The organism is Marinospirillum minutulum DSM 6287, assembly GCF_000422325.1.
Taxonomy (GTDB): Bacteria; Pseudomonadota; Gammaproteobacteria; order Pseudomonadales; family Halomonadaceae; genus Marinospirillum; species Marinospirillum minutulum.
In genome coordinates, this window is the sequence record NZ_AULO01000013.1 from 91,545 (window position 1) to 106,635 (window position 15,091).

Genomic DNA, 15,091 nt, shown 5'->3' on the forward strand with positions numbered 1-15,091 from the left:
CTATTACTTACTATGCTGACTCAATAGCTACACTAAGGCAAGCAGTTCTTTACCTAGGTAAATAATTTAGAGAGGAAAAAGCCCTTATTAAAAAGGAAAAAACCAAGGCACTAAGGCACAAACAGCTATTCCATAAACAATGGACAAGGGTAACCCTGCGCGAACATAGTCTAGGTAACGGTATTTACCTGGGCTATAAACCATAAGGTTGGTTTGATAACCATAGGGCGATAAGAAAGATGCACTGGCTGCAAAAGCCGTGGTAATTAGCAAAGGTTTAGGGTCTACCCCAAACTGTTGAGCTATGGCAAGACTAATAGGAAAAGACAAGGCTGCTGAAGCATTATTGGTAATCAACTCAGTCGTAAGCCAAGTGATTAAATAAATACCCACCAACGCACCCCAAACACCCCAATAGGCAAAGACAGTCACTATTTGATTAGCTAGGGTGGTCGCCAAACCAGAACTAAGCATGACTTGAGCTATACCCAGCGCACAACCAATAATTAAAATTAATTCAAAGGGAGCACGACGGCGAATTTCTGTGGCGGTTAAAACACCCGTTGCCAAGTAAAGCATTAACAAAATAAGGAGTGAATCTAGCAGGTTTAATACACCCGTTGCCGCCGCCATTAGGGCAACAAAAAAACCACCAGCAACCAACACGGCCTTATAGCCCTCATACTGATTAACTGTTGGCAAACCAATAACCACCACAAAGTTGCGCCCAAGGTTGGGGCGATTTTGAAACTCTGGCCCTACCGCCAGTATTAACACATCACCCGACCTTAAAGTAAAAGCTTCCCAGCCGCCTGAAAGGTGTTGATTACCTCGCTTAACCGCTACTACTGTGGCATCAAACTGACTATGAAAACTACTGTGTCTCACACCTTTGTTAATGAGTGTTGAGGTAGGGCTTAGCACCACTTCGACTAGGTTACGCTCTAAAAGATTCGATAAATCATCGTCTAGCTCTAATCCTGGCATGGCTTCAAGCTTGTACACCTGATTAACATCACCAGAAAAAACTAACCGATCACCTTCTCTTAAGCGTTGCGAAGGCTTAACGGGAATAATTAATTCATCTCCCCTTATTAACTCTACTAGGTACAACCCATCTATAGCTTTTAAACCGGCTTCTTCAACGGTTTGTCTTACTAAAGGAGAATCAGCTAAGACTTTAAGTTCAGTAAAATAGTTGGAAGCAGCTTTGGGTGCTTGAACACCGTTGTTAGGTAATAGTTTATAGGTGAGCGTTAGAAGTAGCACCCCTATAAAAAATATAGGCAAACCAACCAGAGTAAAATCAAAAAAACCTAAACCGGGCAGCCCTTCTTTTCTGGCCAAACCATCAATTATAAGGTTGGTAGAAGTACCCACTAATGTTAAAACACCACCGAGAATGGTTGCGTAAGACAAGGGAATTAATAAACGGCTAGGTGGTATTTTGGGGTTGCGCTGAATAGGATCAATAAGGGTGGCTACTACCGCTGTATTGTTGGTAACAGAAGACAACAAGCCAGCGCTGGTCATCATTTTGAAAAGTACAAAACGCTCTTTTCCCTTTAACAACAGGTTAGCCATCTGTTGAACAAAACGTGTTTTCTCTAAAGCAAGCGATGTCAGCAAAAGCAATAACAAGCTAATAACAGACTCGTTTACAAAGTTGAGCAACAGCTGCTCTTTAGGCAGCAAACCACTGAAATATAGAATTAATAGCGCCCCTGCAAAAGCATACAAAGGCTTTAAACGCGTAAAAATTAAAGTACCAACCAAGCCAACCAGTACACCGGCCACTAGCCAAATATTAAATGTTTCCATTAAAACCTACCCATAACCTGGTTAACTTTTTCCAACTGCCAAGCTTGTGGGTTAAGCGTGGTTTCTAGTTCATCTTGCAGGGATTGCGGTAAACGGTGCATAAAGTCCAACCCTGTTAAACTTTCTACTTCACGCACACTGGTAACAAATTTAGCTAAAGGCTCAGAACCCCTAACATTTTGTGGAACAACAAAAGCTAATACTTCAAGTGGGCGCTCACCTTCAGGCGGAGCAATAAAAATCTTATAAAAAGCATCAGGTATTTCTATAAACTTACCCGGCAACCTTTCAATAGCATCATCAAAAACAGGCCCAGTAATGACCCAAACTTCATTTTTCAACACTGCAAAATGGTCCATTGCTGCCTGCTCAATTCTTTGCCAAACACGCCGATTAAGCTTAGGTTTTTGTGGGCTAATGTTAGTCATTAAAAAGGTTTTTAGTTGCGCTTCTCTACCATGCACCTTAGCAATCGCATAATTGGGTGCAAGGTGGCCTCGGTCATAACCACTGCCGGTATAGTCATTAGGGTTAACACGCACAAGGCTACGCCAATCATAAGAAAAGCTTGAAGGGCGTTGACCGCTACCGCCTGGCTTTACTGCCTCTATTCGGTAGGTAACCCAAAGTGGATTCATACGAATTTCTGAATAACCCACCATAAACCCTGGGTTACGAAGTACACGATGCCAACGCTGCCAATCTTTCCAATCTTGGGCTAGGGGCAAACCTGCATAAGCATGGTTTTCCCTTTCTTGTACTTCTTGCCAATAGGTAAAGCCACCCCCTAGCACTAGGAGCAGTAGCAACCAACTGGGCAGCTTAAAAATACGCTTTAACTTCATTTTATTCTGCTAGATCTTGTAGCGCGTAAGCTGGGTCTAACAAATTCAAATACTGTCCGCTCGTTGGTGCTTGGGCGTTAGTCCAAGGCTTTATCGCTTCAATTAAAGCTTCTTGCGCTTCACTTTCACCATGCACCAAGAAAAGTTTAGGCGAGGCATTAAAACAGCGATACCAGTCAATTAAGCCTTGTTGGTCTGCATGAGCTGAAAAACCATTAATGGTATGCACTTGTGCTTCTACATTAATTTCCTCACCCCATAGCTTAATGGTTTTAGCACCTTCAACAATTCTTCTTCCTAGGGTATTACGTGCTTGGAAGCCAACAAAAACTAGATGCGCACCCTTACGCCACACTTGATTCTTTAGGTGGTGGCGAATACGCCCACCTTCACACATGCCGCTACCGGCAATAATAATGGCGCCACTTTTAATATTATTTATGGCTATTGACTCCTCTGGTGAGCGGGTCATTTTTAGGTTGGGTAGTTTTTCTTGAATTTTTTGTTTAGCCCAAATTTCTCGGCTTTCAGCATCATAAAGGTGGCTATGATGAGAATAAACTTCGGTAGCTTCTATTGCCATAGGGCTATCTAAGAAGATTTGCCAATCACCCATGCCCCATTCTTTATAATACTTAGTAAAGAGGTAAAGCAGCTCTTGAGTACGCCCTACAGCAAAGGAAGGTATAAGTATATTGCCGTTAGAATGGCGTGCTTGGTTTAAAACTTCGCGCATTTCTATAAAACTAGCTTCCCAACTACGGTGACAACGACCACCATAGGTACTTTCCATCAGCACCACATCAGCTTCTTTTACACAAGCAGGGTTACGCAGAATAGGAGCACCGGCATGACCTAAATCACCAGAAAAAACCACCTTACGGGTTTCACCTTTTTCTTCTAGGGTGAGTTGAATAATGGATGATCCTAGAATATGCCCAGCATCAAACAGCGTAACAGTAACACCTTCGGCAATTTTTAATGCTTGGGCATAGTCCATACCACGAAAATGTTTAAGGGCTTTTTCTGCATCTTGGCTGTTAAAAAGTGCATCTATGGCTGGCAAACCTTTACGCTCACGTTTGCGATTTAAAGTGTAGGCATCCCTTTCTGCAATATGCGCAGCATCCATAAACATAACACGACACATTTCTTGGCAGGCACGCTGGGTATAAATTTTGCCTTTAAAACCCTGTTTAATCAGCAGAGGAATACGGCCACAGTGGTCTAGGTGGGAGTGGCTCAGCACCACGGCATCTATACTAGCAGGATCAAAAGGAAAGTCTTGGCGGTTGGCTTCGTCCTCTTTTACTTTCCCACCCCCTTGCATTAAACCGCAATCTAATAAAAGGGTAAAACGACCCACTTTAACCAGATGACAAGAACCGGTTACTTCCTGTGCTGCACCCCAGAATTCTATGTGCATTTTTGCTCCCTAGCTCTTTTGTGTAAGTAGTATTTTTTAGAGTTTAACAGACATTTAGCTTTAAAATTATTAGCCAAAACATTTTATCTATAAGGTTTAAAGTTTATTTTATTGCAACTTGGCTAGCATTAGTAACTTACTGTAATGTTGGTAGGTTTTTTTGGTTGACTAACCTAAACTAAGAAAATGAAAACTGCTCTTAATCTAGGATGGAGTTAGAGTCCCTAGGCTTTTTTAGACCTAAATACTTTTTTAAATCATTTTGTAAGGTTATTTTTATGCTGCTTCGTAACAGCCTACGCAATAAACTTATTGCCACATCCTCTGTTTCTACCTTCCTATTAGTTTTGGTACTAGGCCTAACACTGCTACAAATGCACCGTGCTGAACAACGTTTTGTTGAGTTTATGGATAGAGATGAATCCGCCATGACACAACTAAACTCTATGTTAGCAGACGGTCTTTTGGCAGGTATTGCTATTCGCAACAAGTTAATGAACCCTAGCTTAAAGCAACCACGTACAGTAACAGAAGGCGCTATAAAGCGTGTGAACACTAACATAGGTTTACTAAGGCAGGTGTACCTTGACGACACTGCTTGGCAAAACCAATTAAAAGAGCTAGATCAACGCTGGCAACAAAACCAACAAGCCAAACTGCATGTACTTACCTTAATTGAAAGCAATCAACTAGAAGAAGCTGAAGTGCATTTGGTTAAAGTAGAACACCCAGGTTGGTTTGCCATACGCAACCAGCTGCAAGATTTAGTCAAAATACAACGTGACCGCTTTACTAATACTCGTACAGAAATTATTAACCAGGGTAATAACGACTTAGCTTTGGCATTGGGTTTAGCACTAGCAAGCATGATAATTGGCGGTGTGCTTCTACTAGTGCTTAGTCACCGCATGGTTATAAATTTACGCAGCACCGTTCGTGCCATGAAGCAGTTAGATAGCGAAAACTCAGACCTTAACTACCGCTTACCGGTTAGAGGTAACGATGAAGTGGGTCAGCTAGCACAAGCTTTTAATGCTTTTATGGAGCGCCTACAACAGCTAGTCGTTGATGTTAGTAAAACTAGCCATGAAGTACGTGAACAAATGCGTATTGTGGCTGAAACCTCAACTCGCTCTTCCAATGAAATTAGCAACCAACGCGCTGAAACAGACCAAGTAGCTACAGCCATGACAGAAATGTCAGCTTCAGTTCACGAAGTAGCCTCTCATGCAAGTGAAGCAGCCGATGCAGGACACAGAGCCGATGCTGCTGCCCAAGAAGGCCAAGAAGTTGTGGCACGCACGGTTCATACCATTAACCAGTTAGCCGAAGAAATTGGTTTAAGTGCCGCAGCAGTTCGCAAGCTAAACGAAGACAGCCAGCATGTAACTGAAGTTTTAGAAGTGATTAACTCAGTTGCCGAACAAACCAACCTCTTAGCTTTGAACGCAGCTATTGAAGCCGCCCGTGCCGGTGAACATGGGCGTGGTTTTGCGGTAGTGGCGGATGAAGTGCGTTCTTTAGCGGAACGTACACGTACTAGCACTCAAGAGATTCAAACCATTATTGACCAATGGCTAACTCAGTCTATGAAAGCAGTTGAAGCCATGGAAGCCAGTCAAATTAAGGCAGATGCAACCATTGAGCAAGCCAGCTTAGCCGATGCTGCTTTAAGTGAAATTAATATTGCAGTACAGCAAATTCACCAAATGAGTATTCAAATTGCCAGTGCAGCGGAAGAACAATCTTCAGTAGCAGAAGATATTAGCCAACGTTTAGTCGAGATAGATACCCTAGCCGATACCAGTGCAGAGTCTGCTTTAGAAACACGCCAAGCCGGTGATGCAGCACAAGAACTATCACGTCATTTACGTGACCTGGTAGAACGCTTTAAGGTTTAACTTTAGAGTAAAGTAACAGCAATACAAAAACGCCCAGTTTAGAGCTGGGCGTTTTTTTTACTTTCTTACTAGGGCTAGCTTTAAGCTGTTGCTGCCTTTTTACTAGCTAACAGCGCTGGGCTAACCGCTGCTAGTAAAGCATTTAAGTTAGCGCTTACTGTATCTTCGCTGATAGCTACACCGGTAAAGGTTTCTTCACCCACTTGTACTTGTAAGTAGGTACAAGCCTTGGCTTCGCTACCGCTAGTGAGAGCATGTTCGCTGTATTCAGTAATTTGTACTGGGCTACCTAAACGGTCTTTTAATGCTTCACTTAAAGCATGTAAAGAACCCTTGCCAGAAGCCTGTAGCCGCCATTCTTCACCCTGCTGGCTTACAACTGCCCTTAGCTGGTCGCTTCCATTACGTTCTAGCTTATAGCTAACTAACTCTGCCTTGTTAGCATTATTTAAGTAGGCTTCTTCAAAGGTTTCCCAAATTTCTTTACGTTGTAGCTCTCTGGCTAGGCTTTCTGTGCGGGCTTGTACTTTTTTGGCAAACTCGACTTGTAACCAGCGGGGTAGCTGTAGGCCGTAATCGTTTTCTAGTACATAAGCCACACCGCCTTTACCCGACTGGCTATTAATGCGAATAACTGCTTCGTAACTACAGCCTAAATCTTTAGGGTCTATAGGTAGGTAGGCAACATTCCAGCCCTCTTCTGGGGTTTGGCAAGCAAGGGATTTTTTAATTGCGTCTTGGTGGCTGCCAGAAAAAGCCGTGTAAACCAATTCGCCTACATAAGGGTGGCGTGGGTTAACTGGTATTTTGGTGCAGTCTTCAACCACTTGAATAATTTCTTCGACATTGGCTAGGTTAAGTTCTGGATCAACACCTTGACTGTAAAGATTCATAGCTAGGGTAATCACATCCATATTACCTGTGCGTTCACCATTACCCATTAAGGTGCCTTCCACTCTATCTGCGCCAGCCATTAAACCCAGCTCTGCTGCGGCAACACCACAACCTCGGTCATTATGGGTGTGCAGACTTACTTCAATGCAGTTGCGCTGCTGAATATGACGGCAGAACCACTCAATTTGGTCGGCAAAAATATTAGGAGTCGACATTTCTACTGTGGCTGGCAAGTTAAGAATAATTTTATTCTCTTCTGTTGGCTGCCACTCTTTAACTACGGCATCACAAATTTCTACAGCAAAATCTAATTCTGTGCCGGTAAAGCTTTCGGGTGAATACTCTAAGCGCCACTGGGTTTCTGGGTGTTTGGCAACCCGCTCTTTAACCAAGCGTACACCTGAAACGGCTATATCAATAATTTCTTGGCGGCTCATGCGGAACACTTGTTCACGCTGCACTTTAGAAGTGGAATTATAAATATGCACTATGGCTTTTTTAACGCCAGCAAGTGCTTCGATAGTACGGTCGATTAGATGCTCTCTAGCCTGAGTTAATACCTGAACCGTGACATCTTCAGGAATCATATTTTCGTCAATCAAGGCTCGTACAAAATCAAAATCTGGCTGAGATGCAGCAGGGAAACCCACTTCAATTTGCTTAAAGCCTAGTTTAACCAGCAATGAGAACATGCGCTTTTTTTGCTCGACCGTCATAGGATCAACTAGTGCTTGGTTACCATCTCGCAGGTCAACACTGCACCAGATAGGTGCTTGAGTAATGGTTTTATCTGGCCACTGGCGGTCTTTGATTTGCACCTGTGGAAAAGGGCGGTATTTAGTATGGTCAAAAGCTGACATGGTTATTTCTCTCTGCAATAAGCTGGGTAGTAGTAATTAGGTCTAGTTTAACGCAGATTTTACGCTAAATAATTGCAAACTTGGCCTCACAAAATAAATAATCGCACTAAAATTGCGTAAAACTGACCAATTAAGGTTTAATATTGCTCAATACAAATAATTGATGGGATTAGACCATGAAAAAAGTCAGTAATGTAAAACTGGATAGAACCGATCGACGTATTTTAGCAGCACTGCAAAAAGACAGCAGTATTAGCAACCAAGACTTGGCCGAACAGGTGGGTTTGTCGCCTTCGCCTTGCTCAAGAAGGGTGAAACAGCTAGAAGACGAAGGTTATATTCAAGGTTATGTTGCCAGGCTTAACCAATCTCAGCTGGGATTAAAGTTAACCGCTTATATTCAAGTGGCTTTAGATAGGCACACGCCTGATCGTTTTTTGGAATTTGACCGAATCGTAAATAGTTGCCCAGAAATTGTGGAGTGTTGCTTGGTGACAGGGCAATCTGCCGATTACACCATGAAGGTGATAGTGCCCGACATGGAAGCTTTCCAAGAGTTTTTACTGGGCACAATTACACAAATCCCTGGGGTTACTGGTGTGCACTCTAGCTTTGTTATGCGTAAGGTCGTTGACAGTACCGAGGTTTCCTTAAAGCATTTAAGCTAAAGCTTGTTCAATTAAGTCGCTCACCATTTCTGCGGTAACGGCTGCTAAAGTCCAGCCTAAATGCCCATGCCCCGTATTATAAAAAACACTGGGGCATTTTCCTTGCATCACTCTAGGCAGCATATCGGGCATCATGGGTCTTAAACCCGCCCAAGGAATGATTTCTTCCGTAGACACTTCTGGAAAGCAACTTTCAACCCAGTTTACTAAGGGTTGAATGCGATCGGCTCGTATATCTTGGTTATAGCCATTGTATTCGGCCGTTCCGGCAATTCTAAGCCGTGAGTCACCTAAACGGCTGGCAACCAGTTTTGTTGCTTCATCTAACAAACTAACATTCGGCGCAGCTTGGCGATTGGTTTCATCGTTTAATGGCAAGGTAATTGAGTAACCTTTCACTGGGTAAATATTTAAACGGTCACCCAAACTGGCTGCTAGCTGTTTACTGGCAGTGCCTGCACAAATAACAATTTGATCATAACGGTGTTCTTCCGTTGCATCAGTGCAATCTGCCGTTACCACCTGCACCTGCTGGGTGTTTGCTTTTATTGTTTTAACTTCTTGCTGATAATAAATTTTTCCACCTAAGCGCTGACAAGCTAGGGCTAAACCTTGAGTGTACTTGTGAATATCGCCGGTACTATCACTAGGCGTGTAATAGCCGCCATAAAACTTGCCTTTTAATGCTGGTTCTAAGCTGTGCATTTCTTCTGGTGTTACGGCTTGGCGCGCTAGGCCACCCGCAGCTAACAGCTTAGACACTTTAGCCGCAGTATCAAATTCCGCTTTGGTGCGGTACACATGCAAAATGCCCTGGTGCTTTAAATCAAAGTCGATATTTTCTGCTTCGGCCCAGCTGTATAAATGTTCACGCGCCGCTATAGCCATACGCGTGGTTTTGCTGGTGTTGTCTGCATAGTTAGGAATAGCAGCTAAAAACTCACCAAACCAACTGAGCTTATGCCAAGAAGGTTTGGGGTTAACCAGCAGAGGGGCATCTTTTCTGAAAATCCATTTCAAGCCTTTAGCTACGGTAGGTAAGGAGTTCCATACTTCAGTATTGGAAGCTGAAATTTGCGCACCATTAGCATAAGAAGCTTCCATTGCTGCGTAGCGGCGGCTTTCATAAACTGTGACATGAAAACCCCGCCTTAAAAGTGCATAGGCCGTAGTAATGCCAGTAATACCACCACCTAAGACTGCAATTTTTTTCATACCCACCTCTCAACTCACTAGCCGTTAATACTACTCAGCAGATAAAGAGTGTAAGCCACGTAACAGGCTAATAAAGCCACGCCTGCTAAACGATTAATGCTCCCCTGTCTTTTTTTGTACCCATAACCTAGCACAAATAAAGCTAAGGTTAGTAAAAGCATAAGCATAGCGTCTCGCGAGAAGACTTCTGGCCCAAAACTAAGCGGGTGGATAGCACCGGCAATACCCACTACGGCCAGGGTATTAAACAAGTTAGAACCTAGAATATTACCCAAAGCCATATCGTGTTCGCCTTTACGAGCAGCGGCAACAGAAGAGGCTAATTCTGGCAAAGAAGTCCCTATAGCCACTATAGTCAGACCAATAATTAAATCACTCACTCCCAAGCTTTGAGCTATTTCTACCGAACCCCAGACTAATAAACGGGAACTAACTACCAGTAGCAACAAACCAACCACTAACCATAAAAGGGCAAGTTTTAAGGTTAGGTTTTTACCAGCTAAATCTTCTTCTAAATCAGCTGCCAGACCATCTGTTCCTTTTTTTAAGCCATTCCAAATAGTCCAACCCATAATAATGAAAAAAGCTAACAAAAGTACTAGTGCGTCCAGTCGGGTTATTTCTCCATCCCATACTTGGTAAACAGCTAAGAGCGTTACGCCTAACAATAAGGGTAACTCTTTACGAAGAATGCTGGAGTGGACTAACACTGGGCTAATCAAGGCTGTTACACCTAGTACCAAGGCAATGTTAGCGATATTAGAGCCATAGGCATTACCTAAAGCAATCCCTGGGTTTCCTTCTACAGCTGAGATGGCAGAAACAACCATTTCAGGTGCTGAAGTTCCAAAACCAACCACCACCATACCTATCAATAAAGGGGGTACGCTAAAGTGTTGTGCAGTAGCTGCAGCCCCTTCTACAAAACGGTCGGCACTCCAAACAAGTACTGCTAAACCTAGTAAAACCGCAAGTCCTGCTAATAACATTCATTACCCCTTAGTGAAACCTTTAACTCTTAGCCCTAACTCAGGAGGTTAGTTGCTTGGCGTGGCAAGAATAACAGGGTCTTACGTTCAATTATAGCTAGCCAAAATAATTTGTTCTGCAGCAAAAGATGCGCACACCTTAGTGTCTAGTTTAAGGGCTAGCTCTTCGTACTTTTGCTGACTAATTAGTGCAACTAATTTTTGTTTATCAGCCAGTTCAACAACCACCTCTACCTGCTCACGGCTTAGGTTAATTTCTTTAACCCTTCCCCAAAGCTGATTAACTAATTCATTTGCTGGTTCGGCTTCACAGCTTAGCTCTAAACTAAAAGCTTTGAATAAAGCAAAAACTTCTTGCCCCATGACTAAACTCAAGTTGTCTGCACTGGTTTTAGTAATTTGCACCACTAAACTAACATTTGGCGTTATATCTAAGTGCACTAGGTAGTTAATGCCTTGGTCTCTAAGCCCTGTGACAACCCCGAAGAAGTTATTACGAGCACTGGTTTTAATTGCTGTGCGATACATTAGCTGCTGAAAGTCTTTTAAATCCCCTTTTTGTAAGCTATCCATGCTTGCCAAAAGCCTATCTAAGGTTGCTTGATGCTCTTGCTCTAAAGCACGGTACATTACGGTCATGCGCCGACCGTACTCTGTTAAGCGTGTACCACCACCTTGGCGTCCACCAGAGGTACGCTCGACAAGGGGTTGTGCAGCTGTTGAATTAAGCAGCTCTACCGTATCCCAAGCAGCCTTATAAGAAAGCGGCACTGCCTTAGCTGCTTGAGCAATAGAACCCAGCTCGCCAATCATCTCTAATAAGCGAATACGCTTACTTGATAAGGCTGCCCCTGCATCATTTTCTAGGGATAAATGACTAAAAAAACGTTCGGAATACGGGTGTTTCATTAGTACCTCTAGGCATCGTTATACAAATAGCTTTACAGTAAATATACAGAAAAAACCAACAATAACTATTCGCTATATACCCAACTACACAGATAATAGGTATAGTTAATTCTCACTTCATACAAGGAATAGGCTATGCACTCATTTAAATCGTTAGTCTTGGCAGCTCTACTAGTTTTTACTGTTGGTTCTGTTAGCGCAGCAGAATTGCGTCTTGCGGTTGCAGCTAACTTTAACGGTACTATGCAGCAGCTAATACCAATTTACGAACAGCAAACTGGGCACAAGGTGTTATTAAGCAGCGGTTCATCAGGTGCTTTTTACGCACAAATACAAAATGGCGCACCTTTTGATGTGTTTTTTTCTGCAGATAGTAAAAGACCCGAGTTATTAGCTGAGCAGGGGTTGGCACTAGCTGACACACTGTTTATTTATGCTCAGGGTATTCCTGTGCTTTGGTCGACTAATCCTAACCTAGTTGATGAGCAGGGCGCTGTACTTAAACAGCAAGCCTACCGCCATTTAGGTATTGCTCACCCTAAAAATGCCCCCTATGGTTTGGCAGCCCAAGAAATATTAACGCAACTAGGCATTTGGGATAAGTTAGAAGCAGATAAAAAAATTATTCGAGCACAAAACATAGGCCAAGCTTACAGCCAAACGGCTTCAGGCGCAGTGGAGCTAGGCTTTGTTGCCTTATCACAAATTATGCACCCAGAAGTTAAAGGCAAGGGTTCTTATTGGATTCCACCCGTTAATAGTTATAGCCCTATTTTACAAAAAGCGGTGGTTCTTGAATCTGCTACTAATAAACAGCTAGCCAAGGAGTTTTTAGCTTTTATTCGCTCTGCTGAAGCGGGTGAAATTATTAAGTCTGTTGGTTATGGTTTACCTACAAATTAATTACTGGAAACAATAATGGGGATAAGTGAAGCAGATTTAATCGCCCTGTGGACAACCTTAAAGCTTGCCGTGGTAAGTACACTAGCGCTCTTGGTGCTTTGTACACCCCTAGCTTGGTGGTTAGCGCGTACGCGTTCACCTTACAAGGTAGTGGTAGAAGCCTTAGTCGCTCTGCCTTTAGTTTTGCCACCCACAGTAATGGGTTTTTATTTATTGGTTCTCTTAGGCCCCCAAGGTGCAGTAGGGCGCTTTTTTGAAACACTCGGCCTAGGCCATTTAGCTTTTACCTTTAGTGGTTTAGTTATTGGCTCTATGCTGTTTTCTTTACCCTTTGTAGTTCAGCCATTACAAAATGCTTTTTCTATAGCCGGTGGCCGCTTATTAGAAGTCGCTGCAACTTTACGCGCCTCGCCTTTCGATCGCTTTGTTTCTTTAGTTTTGCCTTTGGCTCAACGGGGTTTTTTAACCGCCAGTGTTTTATCTTTTGCCCACACCTTGGGTGAATTTGGCATGATTTTAATGATAGGCGGTAATATTCCTGGGCGTACCCAGGTTGCTTCCATTGCAATTTATAATCATGTTGAGGCGATGGATTACAGCGCAGCGCATGGACTTTCACTTATTTTAGTTGCTTCATCTTTTGTACTGCTAATGCTGGTATTTACATTAAACAGGCGCTTTAAGGTGGTTAACCTTGCTTAAATTCGACTTTGAAGTGAATCGTGGTGAGTTTGCTTTAGCAGCCAAATTACAGCTACCCAACCAAGGAGTGACAGCCCTTTTTGGTCGCTCTGGTTCAGGTAAAACCACGCTTTTACGTTGTATAGCTGGTTTAGAAAAAGTGCCCAAAGGTTACTTGGAATTTAATGGTGAAGTCTGGCAAAACACCAATACCTTTCTAGCAGTTCACCAAAGACCGCTTGGCTATGTTTTTCAAGAAGCTAGTTTGTTTCCCCATCTAAAAGTAGCTGCTAACCTTCTTTATGGGTTTAAACGCCTAAGCAAAGAACAAAAAAAATTACAGCCCGATGAGGTAATCAATTTATTAGGAATAGAGGCCTTGTTACAACACTACCCTGATGAACTTTCAGGTGGTCAAAGGCAACGAGTAGCTATAGGACGCGCCCTATTAACTAGCCCCAAGCTATTGTTGATGGATGAACCTATGGCGTCTTTAGATGCCACCAGTAAAGCAGAAATTCTACCCTTTTTAGAAAAGCTGCGTGACCAACTACGAATTCCGATTATTTATGTTAGCCATGCCATTGAAGAAGTAACTCGCCTAGCGGACCACCTAGTTTTATTAGACGCTGGAAAGGTGGTTGCAGAAGGGGAAATACAAAATATATTGACCGACCCTAACTTGCCTTTTATTCAAACAGAAACTGCTTCTACGGTTTTAAAAGCGAAGGTTAAGCAACCTCTAACTTCTGATGGTTTAACCGAATTAACACTGGGCCAACAACCTATGTTTATTAGCCAAGCTGGTTTGGAGCAAGGGCAAGAAACAAGGGTTAGAGTCATGGCCAGTGATGTGGTTTTAGCACTAACCCCACCTCAAGATACCAGCTTATTAAATTGCTTAACTGCTTGGGTATTAGATATTCAGCCTGACCCCAACCCTAGTCAAGCTTTAGTACGTTTAGAAGTGGGGAACCAACGACTCTTAGCTAGAATTTCTAAACGGTCACTAGAGAAACTGGCTTTAGAAGAAAGGCAATTAATTTACGCCCTAATTAAGGGCGTTGCTTTGAATTAATTAGCCGCTACTTCGGCATGTTCTAATAAAAAATCGACAAAGGCGCGATCAGCAATAGACTGGTAGGCGCCTTTTTTCCAGGCAATAGACATATTAAGAAACACTCGCTCCTCAAAAGGAATGGCAACTAAATCAGGCTCATCTTTTAACACCATTTTTAGAAAGACAGTAATACCAAAACCTTGGCGTACTATGGATTTAGTTAGAGGGATTAGATTAGATTCAAAAGCAACCTTAGGTGTAGAACCTGATTTTTCACATACCCGATCAATAAACTCTCGATGAAAATAGCCTTCTTTAAAAAGTACCAGCTCTTCTTCAAAAAAGTCAGCAAAGCTAACCGACTTTTGTTCTGCAAAACGGTGGTCATGAGGAACACAAACAACCATTTCTTCCTGTAAAAAAGGCGCTGCTTCCAAATCTTTAGGCACTCGGTCAGCAACTATCACCCCAACGTCTAAATCACCTTCACGAATTTTTTTCTGAATGCTGCGTGTGCCGTCTTCAAAAACAGCAAGGTTCAAACTTTGGTGGCGATGTTTGAATGCCATAAGAATGGGTGGAAAATAATAGGAGCCAAGCATACTAGGGATACCAATGCGAACTTCACCTTTAGTTAAACCCCGTGCTTCATTAAGCGCCAGCTCCGCTGCTTCTACCTCATCTAAAATGCGACGCGCATGAACTAATAAGATAGCGCCTTCTGCGGTAGGTTTTACACGTTTTTCGCCACGGTCAAGCAGCGACAAACCCATCTGCTTTTCCATGTTTCTAATAGACATACTTACTGCGGGTTGTGCAACACCTAACCTTTCAGCGGCAAGGGTAAAACTACCTAGGTCAGCAACAGTAACTAAATAACGTAGGGGACGAATATCCATAACCTGACCTTATATTGAAG

13 protein-coding genes are annotated in these 15,091 nt (G+C 42.9%); 5 read left to right on the forward strand and 8 right to left on the reverse strand.

From position 1 onward, the window contains the following. Positions 1-87: 87 nt before the first annotated feature. The 3 genes from H571_RS0108255 to H571_RS14725 are packed head-to-tail and all read right to left on the reverse strand — an operon-like array spanning position 88 to position 4,092. On the reverse strand, positions 88-1,821 hold the full coding sequence (locus H571_RS0108255; RefSeq protein WP_027848884.1) for an SLC13 family permease: 1,734 nt from the start codon (positions 1,819-1,821) through the stop codon (positions 88-90). Beyond that, positions 1,821-2,666 carry a DNA/RNA non-specific endonuclease gene (locus H571_RS0108260; protein ID WP_036217951.1) on the reverse strand — a complete coding sequence of 282 codons (846 nt, stop codon included), beginning with the start codon at positions 2,664-2,666 and terminating at the stop codon, positions 1,821-1,823. The genes H571_RS0108255 and H571_RS0108260 overlap by 1 nt, the downstream gene beginning before the upstream one ends. A 1-nt stretch (position 2,667) precedes the next feature. Then, positions 2,668-4,092 (reverse strand): MBL fold metallo-hydrolase RNA specificity domain-containing protein, encoded by a 1,425-nt coding sequence (locus tag H571_RS14725; RefSeq protein WP_051168242.1) that lies wholly within the window; start codon positions 4,090-4,092, stop codon positions 2,668-2,670. A 278-nt stretch (positions 4,093-4,370) separates the two neighbouring features. Here H571_RS14725 and H571_RS14730 point away from each other — a divergent pair, with 278 nt between their 5' ends. After that, positions 4,371-5,993 (forward strand): methyl-accepting chemotaxis protein, encoded by a 1,623-nt coding sequence (locus H571_RS14730; protein WP_051168243.1) that lies wholly within the window; start codon positions 4,371-4,373, stop codon positions 5,991-5,993. A gap of 80 nt (positions 5,994-6,073) precedes the next feature. Here H571_RS14730 and leuA read toward each other — a convergent pair whose 3' ends face one another. Then, the gene (gene leuA, locus H571_RS0108275) at positions 6,074-7,747 is read right to left on the reverse strand and encodes a 2-isopropylmalate synthase (RefSeq protein ID WP_027848886.1); all 1,674 of its coding nucleotides are present in this window, start codon (positions 7,745-7,747) and stop codon (positions 6,074-6,076) included. Between the two features lie 176 nt (positions 7,748-7,923). Between leuA and H571_RS0108280 the strand changes: the two genes are divergently transcribed. Next, positions 7,924-8,415, forward strand: coding sequence for an Lrp/AsnC family transcriptional regulator (locus H571_RS0108280; protein ID WP_027848887.1), 492 nt, complete (start codon positions 7,924-7,926; stop codon positions 8,413-8,415). On the opposite strand, the gene H571_RS0108285 is transcribed toward H571_RS0108280, so the two are convergent. The 3 genes from H571_RS0108285 to H571_RS0108295 all read right to left on the reverse strand — a co-directional run bounded on the left by H571_RS0108285 (position 8,407) and on the right by H571_RS0108295 (position 11,528). Then, complete coding sequence (locus tag H571_RS0108285) at positions 8,407-9,630, reverse strand: D-amino acid dehydrogenase (protein ID WP_027848888.1); 1,224 nt, start codon at positions 9,628-9,630, stop codon at positions 8,407-8,409. The genes H571_RS0108280 and H571_RS0108285 overlap by 9 nt on opposite strands. 17 nt (positions 9,631-9,647) lie before the next feature. Next, positions 9,648-10,619: a calcium/sodium antiporter gene (locus H571_RS0108290; protein ID WP_027848889.1), complete on the reverse strand. Its 972-nt coding sequence runs from the start codon at positions 10,617-10,619 to the stop codon at positions 9,648-9,650. 87 nt (positions 10,620-10,706) lie between these two features. After that, positions 10,707-11,528 (reverse strand): TOBE domain-containing protein, encoded by an 822-nt coding sequence (locus tag H571_RS0108295; RefSeq protein ID WP_027848890.1) that lies wholly within the window; start codon positions 11,526-11,528, stop codon positions 10,707-10,709. A 135-nt stretch (positions 11,529-11,663) separates the two neighbouring features. Here H571_RS0108295 and modA point away from each other — a divergent pair, with 135 nt between their 5' ends. Genes modA through modC form a run of 3 tightly spaced genes read left to right on the forward strand, consistent with a single transcriptional unit; the run spans position 11,664 to position 14,190 of the window. Then, entirely contained in the window at positions 11,664-12,431 is a 768-nt protein-coding gene (gene modA, locus H571_RS0108300) for a molybdate ABC transporter substrate-binding protein (RefSeq protein ID WP_027848891.1), read from the forward strand. Between the two features lie 15 nt (positions 12,432-12,446). Next, positions 12,447-13,133 (forward strand): molybdate ABC transporter permease subunit, encoded by a 687-nt coding sequence (modB, locus tag H571_RS0108305; RefSeq protein WP_211219783.1) that lies wholly within the window; start codon positions 12,447-12,449, stop codon positions 13,131-13,133. Next, on the forward strand, positions 13,126-14,190 hold the full coding sequence (gene modC / locus H571_RS0108310; protein WP_027848893.1) for a molybdenum ABC transporter ATP-binding protein: 1,065 nt from the start codon (positions 13,126-13,128) through the stop codon (positions 14,188-14,190). The genes modB and modC overlap by 8 nt, the downstream gene beginning before the upstream one ends. On the opposite strand, the gene H571_RS0108315 is transcribed toward modC, so the two are convergent. Then, positions 14,187-15,071 carry a LysR family transcriptional regulator gene (locus H571_RS0108315; protein ID WP_027848894.1) on the reverse strand — a complete coding sequence of 295 codons (885 nt, stop codon included), beginning with the start codon at positions 15,069-15,071 and terminating at the stop codon, positions 14,187-14,189. The two genes, modC and H571_RS0108315, sit on opposite strands and share 4 nt — an antisense overlap. Between the last annotated feature and the right edge of the window lie 20 nt (positions 15,072-15,091).

What these genes read in the sequence shown, in the direction of transcription:
- H571_RS0108255 (WP_027848884.1), bottom strand. Translation starts at nt 1,821, where the DNA reads ATGGAAACATTTAATATTTGGCTAGTGGCCGGTGTACTGGTTGGCTTG.
- modB (WP_211219783.1), top strand. Translation starts at nt 12,447, where the DNA reads ATGGGGATAAGTGAAGCAGATTTAATCGCCCTGTGGACAACCTTAAAG.
- H571_RS0108260 (WP_036217951.1), bottom strand. Translation starts at nt 2,666, where the DNA reads ATGAAGTTAAAGCGTATTTTTAAGCTGCCCAGTTGGTTGCTACTGCTC.
- H571_RS0108285 (WP_027848888.1), bottom strand. Translation starts at nt 9,630, where the DNA reads ATGAAAAAAATTGCAGTCTTAGGTGGTGGTATTACTGGCATTACTACG.
- H571_RS0108315 (WP_027848894.1), bottom strand. Translation starts at nt 15,071, where the DNA reads ATGGATATTCGTCCCCTACGTTATTTAGTTACTGTTGCTGACCTAGGT.
- H571_RS14730 (WP_051168243.1), top strand. Translation starts at nt 4,371, where the DNA reads ATGCTGCTTCGTAACAGCCTACGCAATAAACTTATTGCCACATCCTCT.
- H571_RS0108295 (WP_027848890.1), bottom strand. Translation starts at nt 11,528, where the DNA reads ATGAAACACCCGTATTCCGAACGTTTTTTTAGTCATTTATCCCTAGAA.
- modA (WP_027848891.1), top strand. Translation starts at nt 11,664, where the DNA reads ATGCACTCATTTAAATCGTTAGTCTTGGCAGCTCTACTAGTTTTTACT.
- H571_RS14725 (WP_051168242.1), bottom strand. Translation starts at nt 4,092, where the DNA reads ATGCACATAGAATTCTGGGGTGCAGCACAGGAAGTAACCGGTTCTTGT.
- leuA (WP_027848886.1), bottom strand. Translation starts at nt 7,747, where the DNA reads ATGTCAGCTTTTGACCATACTAAATACCGCCCTTTTCCACAGGTGCAA.
- H571_RS0108290 (WP_027848889.1), bottom strand. Translation starts at nt 10,619, where the DNA reads ATGTTATTAGCAGGACTTGCGGTTTTACTAGGTTTAGCAGTACTTGTT.
- H571_RS0108280 (WP_027848887.1), top strand. Translation starts at nt 7,924, where the DNA reads ATGAAAAAAGTCAGTAATGTAAAACTGGATAGAACCGATCGACGTATT.